Origin of the sequence: Streptomyces sp. NBC_00631, from assembly GCF_045206895.1 — a bacterium.
Lineage (GTDB): Bacteria > Actinomycetota > Actinomycetes > Streptomycetales > Streptomycetaceae > Streptomyces.
The window spans coordinates 8,768,601-8,784,129 of record NZ_CP107734.1; the positions used below are offsets into that span (position 1 = coordinate 8,768,601).

Annotated in this window: 13 protein-coding genes; 11 read left to right on the top strand and 2 right to left on the bottom strand. The window is 71.4% G+C overall.

The window, feature by feature from the left end:
• The first annotated feature begins 96 nt into the window (after window positions 1-96).
• The 5 genes from OHB00_RS40130 (at window position 97) to OHB00_RS40150 (ending at window position 6,862) form a co-directional block, all read left to right on the top strand.
• Window positions 97-1,677, top strand: a complete 1,581-nt coding sequence (locus tag OHB00_RS40130) for a PucR family transcriptional regulator (RefSeq protein ID WP_406442446.1) — start codon at window positions 97-99, stop codon at window positions 1,675-1,677.
• 170 nt (window positions 1,678-1,847) lie between these two features.
• Entirely contained in the window at window positions 1,848-2,690 is an 843-nt protein-coding gene (locus OHB00_RS40135; RefSeq protein WP_406442448.1) for a nitrilase-related carbon-nitrogen hydrolase, read from the top strand.
• Between the two features lie 82 nt (window positions 2,691-2,772).
• Window positions 2,773-4,179: a dihydropyrimidinase gene (gene hydA / locus OHB00_RS40140; RefSeq protein WP_406442450.1), complete on the top strand. Its 1,407-nt coding sequence runs from the start codon at window positions 2,773-2,775 to the stop codon at window positions 4,177-4,179.
• Between the two features lie 11 nt (window positions 4,180-4,190).
• The gene (locus OHB00_RS40145) at window positions 4,191-5,210 is read left to right on the top strand and encodes a TIGR03842 family LLM class F420-dependent oxidoreductase (RefSeq protein ID WP_406442452.1); all 1,020 of its coding nucleotides are present in this window, start codon (window positions 4,191-4,193) and stop codon (window positions 5,208-5,210) included.
• Window positions 5,211-5,341: 131 nt separating this feature from the next.
• On the top strand, window positions 5,342-6,862 hold the full coding sequence (locus OHB00_RS40150; RefSeq protein WP_406442453.1) for an NCS1 family nucleobase:cation symporter-1: 1,521 nt from the start codon (window positions 5,342-5,344) through the stop codon (window positions 6,860-6,862).
• Between the two features lie 37 nt (window positions 6,863-6,899).
• Here OHB00_RS40150 and OHB00_RS40155 read toward each other — a convergent pair whose 3' ends face one another.
• Window positions 6,900-7,577 (bottom strand): hypothetical protein, encoded by a 678-nt coding sequence (locus tag OHB00_RS40155; RefSeq protein ID WP_406442455.1) that lies wholly within the window; start codon window positions 7,575-7,577, stop codon window positions 6,900-6,902.
• Window positions 7,578-7,836: 259 nt separating this feature from the next.
• The gene (locus OHB00_RS40160; protein ID WP_406442456.1) at window positions 7,837-8,103 is read right to left on the bottom strand and encodes a GlsB/YeaQ/YmgE family stress response membrane protein; all 267 of its coding nucleotides are present in this window, start codon (window positions 8,101-8,103) and stop codon (window positions 7,837-7,839) included.
• A gap of 235 nt (window positions 8,104-8,338) precedes the next feature.
• On the opposite strand from OHB00_RS40160, the gene OHB00_RS40165 reads away from it, so the two are divergent.
• The 6 genes from OHB00_RS40165 to OHB00_RS40190 all read left to right on the top strand — a co-directional run bounded on the left by OHB00_RS40165 (window position 8,339) and on the right by OHB00_RS40190 (window position 15,524).
• Window positions 8,339-8,701 (top strand): ArsR/SmtB family transcription factor, encoded by a 363-nt coding sequence (locus OHB00_RS40165; protein ID WP_406442457.1) that lies wholly within the window; start codon window positions 8,339-8,341, stop codon window positions 8,699-8,701.
• A gap of 227 nt (window positions 8,702-8,928) precedes the next feature.
• Window positions 8,929-10,632: an LCP family protein gene (locus OHB00_RS40170; protein WP_406442458.1), complete on the top strand. Its 1,704-nt coding sequence runs from the start codon at window positions 8,929-8,931 to the stop codon at window positions 10,630-10,632.
• A 100-nt stretch (window positions 10,633-10,732) separates the two neighbouring features.
• On the top strand, window positions 10,733-12,547 hold the full coding sequence (locus tag OHB00_RS40175) for a gamma-glutamyltransferase family protein (protein ID WP_406442459.1): 1,815 nt from the start codon (window positions 10,733-10,735) through the stop codon (window positions 12,545-12,547).
• A 128-nt stretch (window positions 12,548-12,675) separates the two neighbouring features.
• A complete protein-coding gene (locus OHB00_RS40180) occupies window positions 12,676-13,524 on the top strand; it encodes an inositol monophosphatase family protein (RefSeq protein WP_406442461.1) in 849 nt (282 codons plus the stop codon).
• Between the two features lie 84 nt (window positions 13,525-13,608).
• A complete protein-coding gene (locus OHB00_RS40185) occupies window positions 13,609-15,018 on the top strand; it encodes a phytoene desaturase family protein (protein WP_406442463.1) in 1,410 nt (469 codons plus the stop codon).
• A complete protein-coding gene (locus OHB00_RS40190) occupies window positions 15,015-15,524 on the top strand; it encodes an O-acetyl-ADP-ribose deacetylase (RefSeq protein ID WP_406442465.1) in 510 nt (169 codons plus the stop codon). The genes OHB00_RS40185 and OHB00_RS40190 overlap by 4 nt, the downstream gene beginning before the upstream one ends.
• Window positions 15,525-15,529: the final 5 nt, after the last annotated feature.

Below are 15,529 nucleotides of genomic sequence, written 5' to 3' on the forward strand. Positions count from 1 at the left end.
CACGGCGCCCCTTCAGGGGCGCGGGGAACTGCGCGACCAGCCCCCACCGGCCCGCAGTCTCCGAACGCACCGAACCCGACCAAGGGACCACGCAAGATGACCGCCACCTGGGATCCCCCGTACATCACAGACCCCATACTGTCGGTCCGCCAGATCCTCGCCCTGGAAAGGGTCCTCGCCGGCGACCCGGAGGTGGTCGCCGGCGCCGCCCACCTCGACCGCCCCGTCCGCTGGGTGCACGTCGCCGAGGCCCCGGACGTCGGCGTCATGCTCACCGGCGGTGAGATGGTCCTCACCACCGGCGTCCTGCTCGCCGGCGACGAGCAGAAACAGGCCGAGTACATCCAGTCCCTGCACCGGGCCGAGGCCGCCGCCGTGGTCCTCGGCCTCGGCCGCGCCTTCCCCGCCCCGCCCGACGCCATGCGCCGTGCGGCGAACAGATGCGGCCTCCCCCTGGTGGTCCTGCACCGCCCCTTCCCCTTCGCCGAACTGACGGAGGAGGTCCAGTCCCGCCTGGTACGGCGGAAGTTCGCCGCCGTCAGCCTCTCCGAGTCGGTCCGTACCGCCCTCACCGGCCTCATCACGGCCGGTGCCCCCCTCCAACGGCTCCTCGACGAAGTCGCCGTGCACAGCGCCTGCCCGGTCGTCGTCACCAACCTCGCGCACCGGGTCCTCGCCACCGCGGGGGAGCGGTCGGCCGTGGACGACGTGCTGCGCGACTGGGAGCGCATCGCCCGGCAGGCCGGCGGCAGCGCCGGCGACGGCTGGATCCGCGCCGAACTCGGCGGCCGAGGCGAGCGCTGGGGCCAGATCGTGCTCTGCGGCCACCGCGGCGACACCGCCACCGGCCGGCTGCTCGCGGACCGTGCCGCCGAGGCCCTCGTGCTGCACCGCATGCTCGGCGGCGGCTCCGCCCACACCTGGGAGGAGCAGTCCGCGCAGAGCCTGCTGACCGACCTGGTCTCCGGGGTCGTACCGGCACGCCAACTGCTGCCCAGAGCCCGGGCGGCCGGTCTCCCGGTCAACCGGCGGAGCTTCGTCCCGCTCGTCGTACGGGACGCCGAACCGGCCCAACTGGAGCGGATCCTGCGCCTGCTGGGCCTGCCCGGACTCGTCGCCGAACTCACCGAGCGCACCACCGCCGTGCTCCTCAGCCTGGCCCGCGACCAGGACGCCGACGCCCTCGCCGCGCACTTCGCCGCCCGGCTGCACGACGAGTCGGCGGGGCCCCGCGCGGTGGTCGCCGCCGCGGGAGCCCGTACCGTCTGGGACGACGTGCCCGTCGGTCTGCGCGAGGCCCAGCACGTCGCCGACGCGGTCGCCGACACCGCCGCCGCCCTCGGCCTCCCGGCCGTCGTCCGCCTCAGGGACGTCCACCTGCGCGGCCTGATCCGGCTGCTGCGGGACGACCCGCACGTCCAGTCCTTCGCCGAGCGGGAGCTGGACGGCCTGCTGTGCCCGAACGGCACCGGCCAGGACCTGCTCGGCGTTCTGCGGACCTACCTCGCGACCGGCCGCAACAAGTCCCGCACCGCCCAGCTCCACCATGTCTCCCGGCCCGCGCTGTACCGCCGCCTGGAGGCGATACAGACCCGGCTCGGCGTCGATCTCGACGACTTCGAGCAGGCCGCCTCCGTGCACATCGCACTCCTCGCGCATGACGCGCAACAGCAGTGAAACCTGCGACTACCTGGGAAAACGGCGGTGAAACATGGGCCAACGGCAGCGTGACACCGTGGCACGCCGGGCGCCCGCAGACGTGACACGATGGCAATCGAAGCCCGCTTTCGGACTTTCTAGGCTCCTCGCACATCGAGCGACACACGCCCGAGCGACCGGAGGTCCCGATGAGCCGAGTGATTCGTGCCGCCCTCTTCCAGACCGCCTGGACCGGCGACAAGGAATCGATGATCCAGGTCCACGAGCAGGCGGCCCGCGACGCGGCCGCGCAGGGCGCCCAGGTCCTGTGCTTCCAGGAGCTGTTCTACGGGCCCTACTTCTGCCAGGTCCAGGACAAGGCGTTCTACGAGTACGCCGAGCAGGTCCCGGACGGCCCGATCGTCCAGCGTTTCCAGGCCCTCGCCCGCGAACTGGGCCTCGTCCTGATCCTGCCGGTGTACGAGGAGGAGCAGCCCGGCGTCCTCTACAACACCGCCGCCGTGATCGACGCCGACGGTTCCTACCTCGGCAAGTACCGCAAGCACCACATCCCGCAGGTCCCGGGATTCTGGGAGAAGTTCTACTTCCGCCCGGGGAACGCAGGCTGGCCGGTCTTCGAGACGGCCGTCGGGAAGATCGGTGTCTACATCTGCTACGACCGCCACTTCCCGGAGGGCTGGCGGGCGCTGGGCCTCGCCGGTGCCGAGATCGTCTTCAACCCGTCGGCCACCTCGCGCGGACTCTCGCGCTACCTCTGGCAGTTGGAGCAGCCGGCGGCGGCCGTCGCCAACGAGTACTTCGTCGGCGCGATCAACCGGGTCGGTGTGGAGGACCTGGGCGACAACGACTTCTACGGCACGTCCTACTTCGTGGACCCGGAAGGCCAGTTCGCAGGCGAGCCGGCCTCAGACAAGGAGACCGAACTCGTCGTCCGCGACCTGGACCTGGCCAAGCTCCGCGAGGTCCGCGACCGCTGGCAGTTCTTCCGCGACCGCCGCCCGGACGCGTACGGCCCGCTGACGGCGCCGTAACAGCGCCCCGTCGTAAAAGCGCCCCGTCAGGGGCGCGCCCAGTCACATCGGACCGGCACGTGACCACGAACGAGAGGACCCCATGACCACCGGCCGCACCCTCATCCGCGGCGGACTCGTCATCACCGCGTCCGACGAGATCCACGCCGACGTCCTGATCGAGGACGGCCGCATCGCCGCCCTCGCCGCCTCCGGCACCCCGGCCGCCGAGGCCTTCACCGCCGAGAGGACGATCGACGCCACCGGCAAGTACGTCATCCCTGGCGGTGTCGACGCCCACACCCACATGGAGCTGCCGTTCGGCGGCACCTTCGCCTCCGACACCTTCGAGACCGGCACCCGGGCCGCCGCCTGGGGCGGTACGACCACCATCGTCGACTTCGCCGTGCAGAGCGTCGGCCACAGCCTTCGCGAGGGACTCGACGCCTGGCACGCCAAGGCCGAGGGCAACTGCGCCATCGACTACGGCTTCCACATGATCGTCTCCGATGTGAACCAGGAGACGCTCAAGGAGATGGACCTGCTGGTCGAGGAGGGCGTGACCTCCTTCAAGCAGTTCATGGCCTACCCGGGCGTCTTCTACTCGGACGACGGCCAGATCCTGCGCGCCATGCAGCGCTCCGCCGAGAACGGCGGCCTCATCATGATGCACGCCGAGAACGGCATCGCCATCGACGTCCTGGTGGAACAGGCGCTGGCCCGTGGCGAGACCGACCCCCGCTACCACGGCGAGGTCCGCAAGGCGCTGCTCGAAGCCGAGGCCACGCACCGGGCCATCAGGCTGGCCCAGGTCGCCGGCGCCCCCCTCTACGTCGTGCACGTCTCGGCGATGGAGGCCGTCGCCGAGCTGGCGCGGGCCCGCGACGAGGGGCTCCCGGTCTTCGGCGAGACCTGCCCGCAGTACCTTTTCCTCTCCACCGACAACCTCGCGGAACCGGACTTCGAGGGCTCGAAGTACGTGTGCTCGACGCCGCTGCGCCCCAAGGAGCACCAGGCCAAGCTCTGGCAGGGTCTTCGGACCAACGACCTCCAGGTCGTCTCCACCGACCACTGCCCCTTCTGCTTCGTCGGCCAGAAGGAACTCGGCCGCGGCGACTTCTCGAAGATCCCCAACGGGCTGCCCGGCGTCGAGAACCGGATGGACCTGCTCCACCAGGCCGTCGTCGACGGGCACATCACGCGCCGCCGCTGGATCGAGATCGCCTGCGCCACCCCGGCCCGGATGTTCGGCATGTATCCGAAGAAGGGCACCATCACCCCGGGCGCCGACGCCGACGTCGTCATCTACGACCCGCACGCCGAGCAGGTCGTCTCCGCCGAGACCCACCACATGAACGTCGACTACTCGGCGTACGAGGGCAAGCGCCTCACCGGCCGCGTGGAGACGGTCCTCTCGCGCGGCGAACTCGTCATCACCGAGCGGGAGTACACCGGACACGCCGGGCACGGTGTCTACACCCCGCGCTCCACCTGCCAGTACCTCAACTAGGAGACGCGCCCATGGACTTCGGACTCGTCCTGCAGACCGACCCGCCGGCCTCCCGGGTCATCAGCCTGATGAAACGGGCCGAACGCAACGGCTTCCGGTACGGCTGGACCTTCGACTCCGCCGTGCTCTGGCAGGAGCCCTTCGTGATCTACAGTCAGATCCTGGCGAACACCAGCAAGCTGACGGTCGGGCCGATGGTCACCAACCCGGGCACCCGCACCTGGGAGGTCACCGCCTCCACCTTCGCCACCCTCAACGACATGTTCGGCAACCGCACGGTCTGCGGCATCGGCCGCGGCGACTCCGCGATGCGGGTGGCCGGGCGCAAGCCCAACACCCTCGCCCGCATAAGCGAGGCCATGAAGGTCATCCGCGCCCTGGGCCGGGGAGAGGAGGCCGATCTGGGCGGCACCGTCATCAGCTTCCCGTGGATCAGGCCGGGCGCCGAACTCCCCGTGTGGATGGCAGCGTACGGCCCGAAGGCCCTGAAGATGACCGGGGAGGAGGCCGACGGGTTCATCCTGCAGCTCTCCGACCTGTACCTCACCGAGTACATGGTCAAGGCGGTCAAGGACGCGGCCGTGGCCGCCGGCCGAGACCCGTCCGAGGTGACCATCTGCGTCGCCGCCCCCGCCTACGTGACCGAGGACGACTCGCCCGAGGCCCTCGCCCACGCCCGTGACCAGTGCCGCTGGTTCGGCGGCATGGTCGGCAACCACGTCGCCGACCTGGTCGCCAAGTACGGCGAGCACTCCGCCGCCGTACCCGACGAACTCACCGACTACATCAAGGCCCGCCAGGGCTACGACTACTCGCACCACGGACGCAGCGGGAACCCCGACACCGAGTTCGTACCCGACGAGATCGTCGACCGCTTCTGCGTCATCGGCCCGGCGGAGAAGCACATCGAGAAGCTGAACGCCCTGCGTGAGCTGGGCGTCGACCAGTTCGCCGTCTACGACATGCACGACGCGCAGGAGGCCACCATCGACGCGTACGGGACGAAGATCATCCCGGCCGTCAACGGCTAGCTCCCTCCTGACAGTTGGTCTCCCCCTTCCCGCCGTCCCGGGAAGGGGGTCAGGGCGCACCCCACACGCGTACCCCCCCGCCCCCGCCCGCACGGCCTTTCCCGTCCCACCTCACCCCGATTGGCCTGCCCATGACCGACACCGCTCCCTCCGCCATACCCCTGTCCGGTCAAGTCGCCCTCCCCGACGGGCGCGTCGAGCTCACCCCGGGCTCCCCGCCGCCGAGCGGTCCGTACGCCAACGAGGACCTGCTGCCGGTCCCCGTCGCCAAGCGCACCTGGACCACGTACAACTTCTCCGCGCTCTGGGTCGGCATGGCCCACAACACGGCGTCCTGGACCCTGGCCTCCGGGCTCATCGCGGTCGGCATGGACTGGAAACAGGCCGTGTTCACCATCGCCCTCGCCAACCTGATCGTCCTCGTTCCGATGCTGCTCACCGGGCACGCCGGACCCAAGTACGGCATCCCCTTCCCGGTCTTCGCCCGCGCCTCCTTCGGCGTGCGCGGTGCCAACCTCCCCGCCGTCGTACGGGCGTTGGTCGCCTGCGGCTGGTTCGGCATCCAGACCTGGATCGGCGGCGAGGCGATCTTCTTCCTCGCCGGCAAGCTGATCGGCAGCGGCTGGTCCGACACGGGAGAGATCGGCGGCCACCCCTGGACCATGTGGCTGTCGTTCGCGCTCTTCTGGGTGCTCCAGGTCGCGATCATCTACCGGGGCATGGAGACGATCCGCCGCTTCGAGAACTGGGCCGCGCCCTTCGTCCTGGTCGGCGCCGTCGTGATGCTGATCTGGATGAGCAACAAGGCCGGTGGCCTCGGCCCGCTCTTCGACCAGCCCTCCAAGCTCGGCTGGGGCGGGAGCTTCTGGAAGATCTTCTGGCCGTCCCTGATGGGCATGATCGGCTTCTGGTCGACGCTGTCGCTGAACATCCCCGACTTCACCCGGTACGGCAAGAGCCAGAAGGCGCAGACCTGGGGCCAGGCACTGGGCCTGCCCACCACCATGACCCTCTTCGCCTTCCTCTCCGTCCTGGTGACCTCCGGCTCGCAGGCCGTGTACGGGCAGCCGATCTGGGACCCGGTCCAACTGGCCGCGAAGACGGACAACGTGGTCGGCCTGCTCTACGCCCTGGTCACCGTCCTCGTCGCGACGCTCTCCGTGAACATCGCGGCCAACCTGGTCTCGCCCGCCTTCGACTTCTCCAACATCGCGCCCCGGAAGATCAGTTTCCGTACCGGCGCCCTGATCACCTCGGTGCTCGCGGTGCTGATCTTCCCGTGGAAGCTGTACTCCGACCCGCAGGGCTACATCTTCACCTGGCTCGGCCTGGTCGGCGGTCTGCTCGGCACGGTCGCCGGCATCCTCATCGCCGACTACTGGATCCTGCGCCGCACCCGGCTCGACCTGGCCGACCTGTACCGCACGGGCGGCCGTTACTGGTACGACGGCGGCTGGAACTGGCGGGCGGTCGTCGCCTTCCTGTCCGGCGGCATCCTCGCGATCGGCGGCGCCAGCTTCAAACCGCTGATCGACGGCCGCCCCGTCCCGGCCCTGTCCTCGCTCGCCGACTACGGCTGGGCGGTCGGCCTCGGCACCTCCCTGGTGCTGTACCTGGGGCTGACCCTGCTGGTGCGGCCCAAGGAGGCATGACAGGAGGAGGCGTGCGCACGAAGGGCGGCCAGGCCGGCTACTGGCTGCCCTTCAGCGCGGTCACCGCGGCCTTCGCCGCCTGGATGGCACCCTTGTTGATCACGTCCGTGCTGGGCGCCTTCTTGGACTCGAAGTCGCTGCCGTTGTAGGTGACGACCACCAGCGCGTTGGAGACCTGGGCCATCACCACGCCCTCGCGGGTCTGCTGCTTGTCCTCGGTGGTGAGGTTCACGACCGAGTAGCCGTTGTCGCCGAGCCCCGGCACGGCCCCGCCGCCGCTCTTCTCCGCGACCCGGTCCTTGTACTCCTTCGCGGCCGCCGCGTCGGTGTCCATGATCTCGAAGGAGACGTCGAGCCAGCGGTAGTCGTACCCCTTGAGCGCGTTCCAGGAGCAGGTGCGGCGCAGCTTGGTGTCGGTGGAGGGGATCTCCTTGCCGGCCGTCTTCGCGCCGGGCACCAGGGACTTGACGGTGGCGACGGGGATGCTGCCGCAGGGGGCGGGGGAGGCGGAGTACGCCTTGGTGGCCGCCGTCGACGCGGTGGACGACGGGGCGTCGTCCGCCGACTGGCCGGCCGTCTGCCGGGCCGAGGTGTCACCTGAGCCGGTGGCCGTCGTCTTGTCCGGGCCCGACGCCATCACCCAGCCCGCACAGGCGAGCACGGCGACCGGCGTCAGGCGCGCGGTGAGGGCGAGCGGCAGTGGAAGAGAACGCAAGTCGCACTTCTCGCTGGGGGACGGTGTGCGGAGGAGTCCACACTGCGGACGGGACGCCAGTTTCACACGAGTCCCTGTGGGGTGGAAGCGGAATCCGTGCCTTGCCTGTGGGCCCGGCACGGCGCCCCGTTGACAGCCGCCGCCGGCCGTCCCCCTACATCCGGAATGTCGTGCCTCCGCGGTCCCTGTACATCCGGAATGTCGTGACTGCATCCGGCCTCCGAGGGTGACCGGAGTCACCGTGACGCCCGTCCGGCCGTCAGTCGCGCGAGTTTCCGAACAGCAGCCGGAAGCCCACGAGGAGGACCAGGGAGCCGGCGATCGCCGCGCCCCAGGTGTAGAGGTCGAAGAAGTGCTTCTCCACCGGACGGTCGAGGAAGCGGGCGGAGAGCCAGCCGCCCACGAAGGCGCCCGCGATGCCGATGAGGGTGGTGCCGATCAGGCCACCCGGGTCGCGGCCGGGCAGCAGGACCTTGGCGATGGCTCCGGCGAGGAGACCCAGGACGATCCAGCCGATGATGCCCACGTTCTGTGCCTTTCAGTACGGGTGTGCCTTGCTGAGTTGCGTTGTTGCGCAAGCTTAGGAACGGCAGGCGGGCGGGGGCGATGCCTGACGTCGAGCCGTCGATGATCTGTCACCCGCTCATGACAATGCGGGGAACGTGTGGCGGACATTGCGGGGACGCCGCCCGGGGAGGGGTGATCGCACGGCTACACTGAGTGGGCGTCTGTGCCGGGACTGTGCGGGGAGGGAGCGGGCTGTGGGGGAGAGTGCCGAAGGCTTCACGGACCCCTCCGACGGGGTGCTGACGGAGGCGGCCGCGGTGTTCGGGCTGCTCGCCTCGCCGGCCCGGCTGCACATCATGTGGGCGCTGTCCCAGGGCGAGAGCGACGTGACGTGCCTGGCCGACCGGGTCGGCGGCGCCCTGCCGGCGGTCAGCCAGCACCTGGCCAAGCTCAGGCTGGCCGGCCTGGTGCGGTCCCGGCGGGAGGGCCGGCGGCAGGTCTACTACGTGGACGATCCGGACATCGTGACCGTGGTGCGGGTGACCGTCGGGCAACTCACCGCGCGCTCGCACCAGGCCCCGGCACGGGTGCGCCGGTTGTACGAGGCCGGTGTCTGACCGCGCCGACCGGGGCCGGTGCACGGGGGCGGACGGCGGGTGCGTCCTGGAGGTTTCATGAGATCCCTCACCTGTGAATTCTGGTGGGGTCTGTGCTGTGGGGGCTATGGGTTTGTTAGATTGCGCAATCACGCAACCCAAATGGGCCCAGCTCGCGGCTGCCCGTATCCAGCCGCATACGCCCGACCGTACCCGCAGACGGACCCGACCGTTCATGGGAGTGGAAGATGACCGACCCGTGGGACGGCCCGGGAGGCCAGGCCACGCGCAGCCGCACCGACCGGGTGCCCGGCCAGCGTGGGTCCCTGCCTGACGGGACGCGGCCGACCGGTGGCCGGGCCGCCGCCCGGCAGGCGGCCAAGACCCGCGGCGGCAGGCGGTCCCGGCGGGCCAGACCGGCGGGCCGCGGCAAGCGGGTCCTGAAGATCATCGGCCTGTGCACGGCCGTCCTGGTCCTGGTCACGGCCGGCGCCGGCTGGTGGTTCTACCAGCACCTCAACGGCAACATCAACAGCGTCTCCCTCGACGGCAAGGGCGGCACCGAGAAGGCCGACGCGTTCGGCCGGACCCCGATCAACATCCTGGTGATCGGCTCGGACGCCCGTACCAGCAAGACCGACTGCAAGCTCGGCGGCGGCTGCTCCCAGACCGGGGTGCAGACCGGCAACGGCAACGCGGACGTGGAGATGGTCGTCCACATATCCGCCGACCGTTCCAACGCCACCGTCATGAGCATCCCCCGCGACACCATGGTCGACGTCCCGGCCTGCAAGGACACCGCCGACAAGACCGCCACGTCCGGCTACTACGGCCAGGTCAACAGCGCACTCCAGTACGGCCCCTCCTGCCAGGTCGCCACCATTCACCAGCTCACCGGCATCCCCATCGACCACTTCGTCAAGCTGGACTTCTCCGGCGTGGTCAAGATGTCCGACGCGGTCGGAGGTGTCTCCGTGTGCGTCAGCTCCAACGTGTACGACACCTACTCGCACCTCAAGCTGTCCAAGGGGTCCCACACCCTCAAGGGCCAGGCCGCCCTGGAGTTCGTCCGCTCCCGGCACGGCTTCGGCGACGGCAGCGACCTCGGCCGTACCGTCTCGCAGCACATCTTCCTCAGCGCGATGATCCGCAAGTTCAAGAGCGCGGGCACGCTCACCGACCCCACCGCGGTCTACAACCTCGCCGACGCGGCGACCAAGGCGCTCACCGTGGACGACGGGCTCGGCACCGTCAAGAAGCTGATCTCGCTCGCGGCCGACGTGAACAAGGTCCCCACCAAGCGGATGACGTTCACCACCATGCAGACGGCGCCCGACCCGAACAACAGCAACCGTGTGGTGGTGGGCGAGGGCGCCAAGGACCTCTTCGCCACCATGGCCAACGACCAGTCGCTGACCACCGGTTCGGGCAAGAAGTCGGCGGCGGCCTCGGCGGCCGCGAGCGCGAAGCCGACCGCCACCGCGACCGTCCCCGCGGCCCAGATCGCCGTGACGGTGGAGAACGGCACCGACATCACGGGCCGCGCCTCCGCCATCGCGAACTCCCTGATCTCCCAGGGCTTCAGCACCGGCACCAGCACGGCCAACGCCCCGAACTCCGCCACCACGACCACCCTGACCTACGGCAGCGGCGACAAGGCCGAGGCGCAGACCGTCGCCAAGGCTCTCGACCTGCCCAGCGCGCATCTCAAGGCGGGCAGCGGCACGGGCGTCACCCTGGTGATCGGCAGCGACTGGACCAGCGGCACCTCCTACCCGGCGAGCGCCGGCGACACCAAGGCGGCCGTCGCCAACGCCAACGCCTCGACCGCCAGCGATTCCAAGACCTGCGCCAAGGTCAGCCCCTACAAGACGGTCAGCCTCAACGGGATCGCGATGACACCGGCCCAGGCGTACGCGGCGGCGTCGAACAAGTCCGACTCGGACGAGTGACGGGAGAGGCGGACCCCACGACGGGGTTCGCCTCGCCACGGCCGTGAAAGCATGTAACTGCCAGACACCTGCCCCGGCCGTGCGCGCAGCGAGGTGACAGATGCAGTTCACCACCCGTCCCACCCTCCAGGGCACCTTCGGCATGGTGTCGTCCACGCACTGGCTGGCCTCCCAGTCGGCGATGGCGGTCCTGGAGAACGGCGGCAACGCCTACGACGCGGCCGTCGCCGGGGCCTTCGTCCTGCACGTGGTCGAGCCGCACCTCAACGGACCCGCCGGTGAGGTGCCGATCCTGCTCGCCCCGGCCGGCGGCGGGGTACGGGTGCTGTGCGGGCAGGGCGTGGCCCCGGCCGCCGCCACCGTCGCCCACTACCGGGGTCTCGGCCTGGACCTCGTCCCCGGCACCGGCCCGCTGGCCGCCGCCGTCCCCGGCGCCTTCGACGCCTGGCTGCTCCTGCTGCGCGACCACGGCACCCAGCCGCTGGAGGAGGTCCTGAAGTACGCCATCGGGTACGCCGAACACGGGCACCCGCCCGTGGAGAACGTCGGCGCCACGGTGGAGAGCGTCCGAAAGCTGTTCGAGACCGAGTGGACGTCATCGGCCGAGCTCTACCTGCCCGGCGGCCGGGCACCCCGTCCCGGTGAGCTCTTCCGCAACCCCGCCCTCGCCGCCACCTGGAAGCGGCTGCTCGCCGAGACCGCGGGCGCCGGGGACCGCGAGGCCCGGATCGACGCGGCCCGCGAGGTGTGGCGCACCGGCTTCATCGCCGAGGCCCTGGTCCGGCAGGCGGGCCGCCCGATCATGGACACCAGCGGCGCCCGGCACACCGGCACCCTCACCGCCGCCGACCTGGCCGACTGGTCCGCGCACTACGAGAGCCCGGTCTCGTACGACTGGAACGGCTGGACCGTGTGCAAGGCGGGCCCGTGGAGTCAGGGCCCGGCCCTCCTCCAGCAGCTCGCCCTGCTGCCGGCCGACCTGCCCGCGTACGGCTCCGCCGACTACGTCCACCTCCTCATCGAGGGCTGCAAGCTGGCCATGGCCGACCGCGAGGCCTGGTACGGGGACGCGGCCGAGGTGCCGCTGAGCGAACTGCTCTCGGCCGCGTACAACGCCGGGCGGCGGGAGCTGATCGGCACCAAGGCCTCCGACGAGCTGCGGCCGGGCAGCCCCGGCGGACGCGAGCCCCGGCTGCCCGGGTACGCGCGCCTGGGGACCCGGCCGGACACGGCCTTCGACCCGCTCGGCGCCGGTGAGCCGACCGTCGCGCAGGTGCCAGGAGACCCGCAGGTGGCGGAGGACGGCCGTACCCGGGGCGACACCTGCCACCTGGACGTCGTCGACCGCTGGGGCAACATGGTCGCGGCCACGCCGAGCGGCGGCTGGCTCCAGTCCAACCCCGTCGTCCCCGAACTGGGTTTCCCGCTGGGCACCCGGCTCCAGATGGCCTGGCTTGAGGAGGGTCTGCCCAACTCCCTCACGCCCGGCCGCCGCCCCCGCACCACCCTCACCCCGTCGATCGCCCTGCGCGACGGCGTCCCGGTGCTGGCCTTCGGCACGCCCGGCGGCGACCAGCAGGACCAGTGGCAGCTGCACTTCCTCCTCGCCGTCGCGCTGCGCGGCGAGGTCCGCGGCGGCCTGGACCTCCAGGGCGCGATCGACGCCCCGAACTGGCACAACGACAGCTTCCCCAGCTCGTTCTACCCGCGTGCACGCCGCCCCGGGAGCGTGACCGTCGAGTCCCGCACGGACCCGGAGACGGTGGCGGAGCTGCGGCGGCGAGGCCACGACGTGACGGTCGGGCCGGGCTGGTCGGAGGGGCGGCTGTGCGCGGTGGCGCGGGACCCGCGGACCGGGATCCTGTCGGCGGCGGCGAACCCGCGCGGGATGCAGGGCTACGCGGTGGGGCGCTGACGCCGGCGCGCCGACCTGGTGCGTCCGCCGACGGACCGCTGATCACCGGTACCGGTTGTTCGTCCGTATTCCATGTTCCGTACATCCGGGCGGCGGGGATTGTCAGTGCCGCGTGCTCTCATGGAGGCATGATCGAAGCAACGGAGACCATCGACGAGTTTCTCCTCCAGCACGCCGGTGACGTCGAGGACGCCATCCGCAAGGCCGCCCGGACCGAGATCCTGCCCCGCTGGCGCCGGCTCGCCGACCACGAGGTCGACCAGAAGAGCGGCCCGCACGACCTGGTGACGGACGCCGACCGGCTCGCCGAGCGGTACCTCACCGCGGCCCTCGGCCCCCTCCTGCCCGGCTCCGTCGTGGTCGGCGAGGAGGCGGTGCACGCCGATCCGGAGACCTACGACGCGCTCCAGGACGACGCGCCGGTGTGGATCGTCGACCCGGTCGACGGCACCCGCCAGTTCGTGCGCGGCGAGGACGGCTTCTGCACCCTGGTGGCGCTCGCCCACCGGGGCGTCCTGCTCGCCTCCTGGACCTACGTCCCGGCCCGTGAGCAACTCGCCACGGCGATACGGGGCAAGGGCGCCTTCCTCGACGGCGAGCGCCTGCTCTCCGGTGCCCCCGAGGCGGGCCGGGACCTGCGCGTGGCCACCTCCCACCCGGACTACACGACCGACGAGCAGAAGCGCGCGCTGTTCCCGCTGTGGAGCGACGGGTTCGCCCCGCGCGCCTGCGGCTCGGCAGGCCTGGAGTATCTCGCCGTCGCCCGGGGCGAGTTGGACGCCACCGCGTTCTCGTGGGAGGCCGCCTGGGACCACGCGGCCGGGCTGCTGCTGGTCGAGGAGGCGGGCGGCGCCCACCTCACCCTGGCCGGCGAGCCGTTCCACGTCACGGGCGGCAACACGCTGCCGTTCACCGCGGCCCGTGACGCCGCCACCGCGCACCGGATCGTGGACCTGCTGCTGAACCCGCACTGGTAACCCGAGCGAGGGGAGTGTCAGTCCCCCGGCATATCCTGAAGCCGAGTGGCCATCGGCTGACGAAGGGGTCCGAAGGTGCCGTCGATGCTCGATGCGGTCGTGGTGGGGGCGGGGCCGAACGGCCTGACGGCCGCCGTGGAGCTGGCCCGGCGCGGGTTCTCCGTGGCTCTCTTCGAGGCACGGGACACCGTGGGCGGCGGCGCCCGCACCGAGGAGCTCACCCTCCCCGGCTTCCGGCACGACCCGTGCTCGGCGGCCCACCCGCTCGGCATCAACTCGCCGGCGTTCCGCGCCCTGCCCCTGGAGCGGTACGGCCTGGAGTGGCTGCACGCCGGCCTGCCGATGGCGCACCCGTTCCCCGACGGCCGCGCGGCCGTGCTGGCCCGCTCCGTCGCGGAGACCGCGGCCTCCTTCGGACCGCGTGACGCCGGCACCTACCGCAGGCTGGTCGAGCCGTTCCTGCCCAGGTGGGACATCCTGGCCAGGGACTTCATGTCCCTGCCGCTGACCGCGCTGCCGCGCGACCCGGTCACCCTCGCCCGGTTCGGCCTGGCCGGGCTGCCGCCCGCCACCCTGCTGCTGCGCCGCTTCCGCGACGAGCGGGCCCGCACTCTCATCGCCGGTCTCGTCGCCCACGTCATGGCCCCGCTCAGCGGCTTCGCCACCGGCGCCATCGGCCTGGTCTTCGCGCTCGCCGCGCACGCCCGCGGCTGGCCGGTGGCCCGGGGCGGCTCCCAGGCCATCTCCGACGCCCTCGCCGCGTACCTCAAGGACCTCGGCGGCGCGATCCACACCGACTACGAGGTCAAGCGGCTCGACGACCTGCCGCCCGCGCGGTCGTACGTCTTCGACACCTCGCCCACCGCCCTCGCCCGGATCGCCGGCCTCGGCAACTACTACCAGGCCTACCGGTACGGCCCGGGCGTCTTCAAGATCGACTACGCGCTGGACGGGCCGGTCCCCTGGACGGCGCCGGAGGCCCGCCGCGCCGGGACCGTGCAGATCGGCGCGGACAGCGCGGAGATCGGCACCGCCCTGCGCGCCGCCGCCCGCGAGGGCCGCGCCCCCGACCGCCCGTTCATGATCACCGTGCAGCCCAGTGTGGTGGACCCGAGCCGCGCGCCCGAGGGCAAGCAGGTGTTCTGGGCGTACGCCCATGTGCCGAGCGGCTGGACAGGTGACCTGACCGAGGTGATGGAGCGTCAACTGGAGCGCTTCGCTCCGGGGTTCCGTGACCGCGTGCTGGCCCGCGCCACCGCCGGCCCCGCCGAACTCGCCGCCCGCAACGCCAACTACGTCGGCGGCGACATCGGCACCGGCGCGGTCACCGGCCTGCAGATCATGCTGCGCCCCAAACTGTCCCTGCACCCGTACCGCACCCCGCACCCCGCCGTCTTCATCTGCTCCTCGGCCACCCCGCCCGGTCCGGGTGTGCACGGCATGTCGGGGCACAACGCGGCGAAGGCCGTGTGGAGGAGGCTGCGACAGTCATGACCCGCATCACCCTCGTCCAGGGCGACATCACCCGGCAGAGCGTCGACGCCATCGTCAACGCGGCCAACTCCTCCCTGCTCGGCGGCGGAGGCGTCGACGGCGCCATCCACCGGCGCGGCGGCCCCGCCGTCCTGGCGGAGTGCCGCAAGCTGCGCGCCTCCCAGTACGGCAAGGGCCTCCCCACCGGCCAGGCCGTCGCCACCACGGCCGGCGACCTCGACGCCCGATGGGTCATCCACACCGTCGGCCCCGTGCACTCCACGAGCGAGGACCGCTCCGACCTGCTGGCCTCCTGCTACCGCGAGTCCCTCAAGCGCGCCGACGAACTCGGCGCCCGCACGGTCGCGTTCCCCGCCGTCTCCACCGGCATCTACGGCTGGCCGATGGACGACGGCGCCCGGATCGCCGTGACGACGGTCCGGGAGACGGACACGGCCGTCGAGGAGGTGCGCTTCGTGCTCTTCGACGAGCGGGCCTACGAGGCCTTCGCCCGGCAGCTCCCCTGACCGGA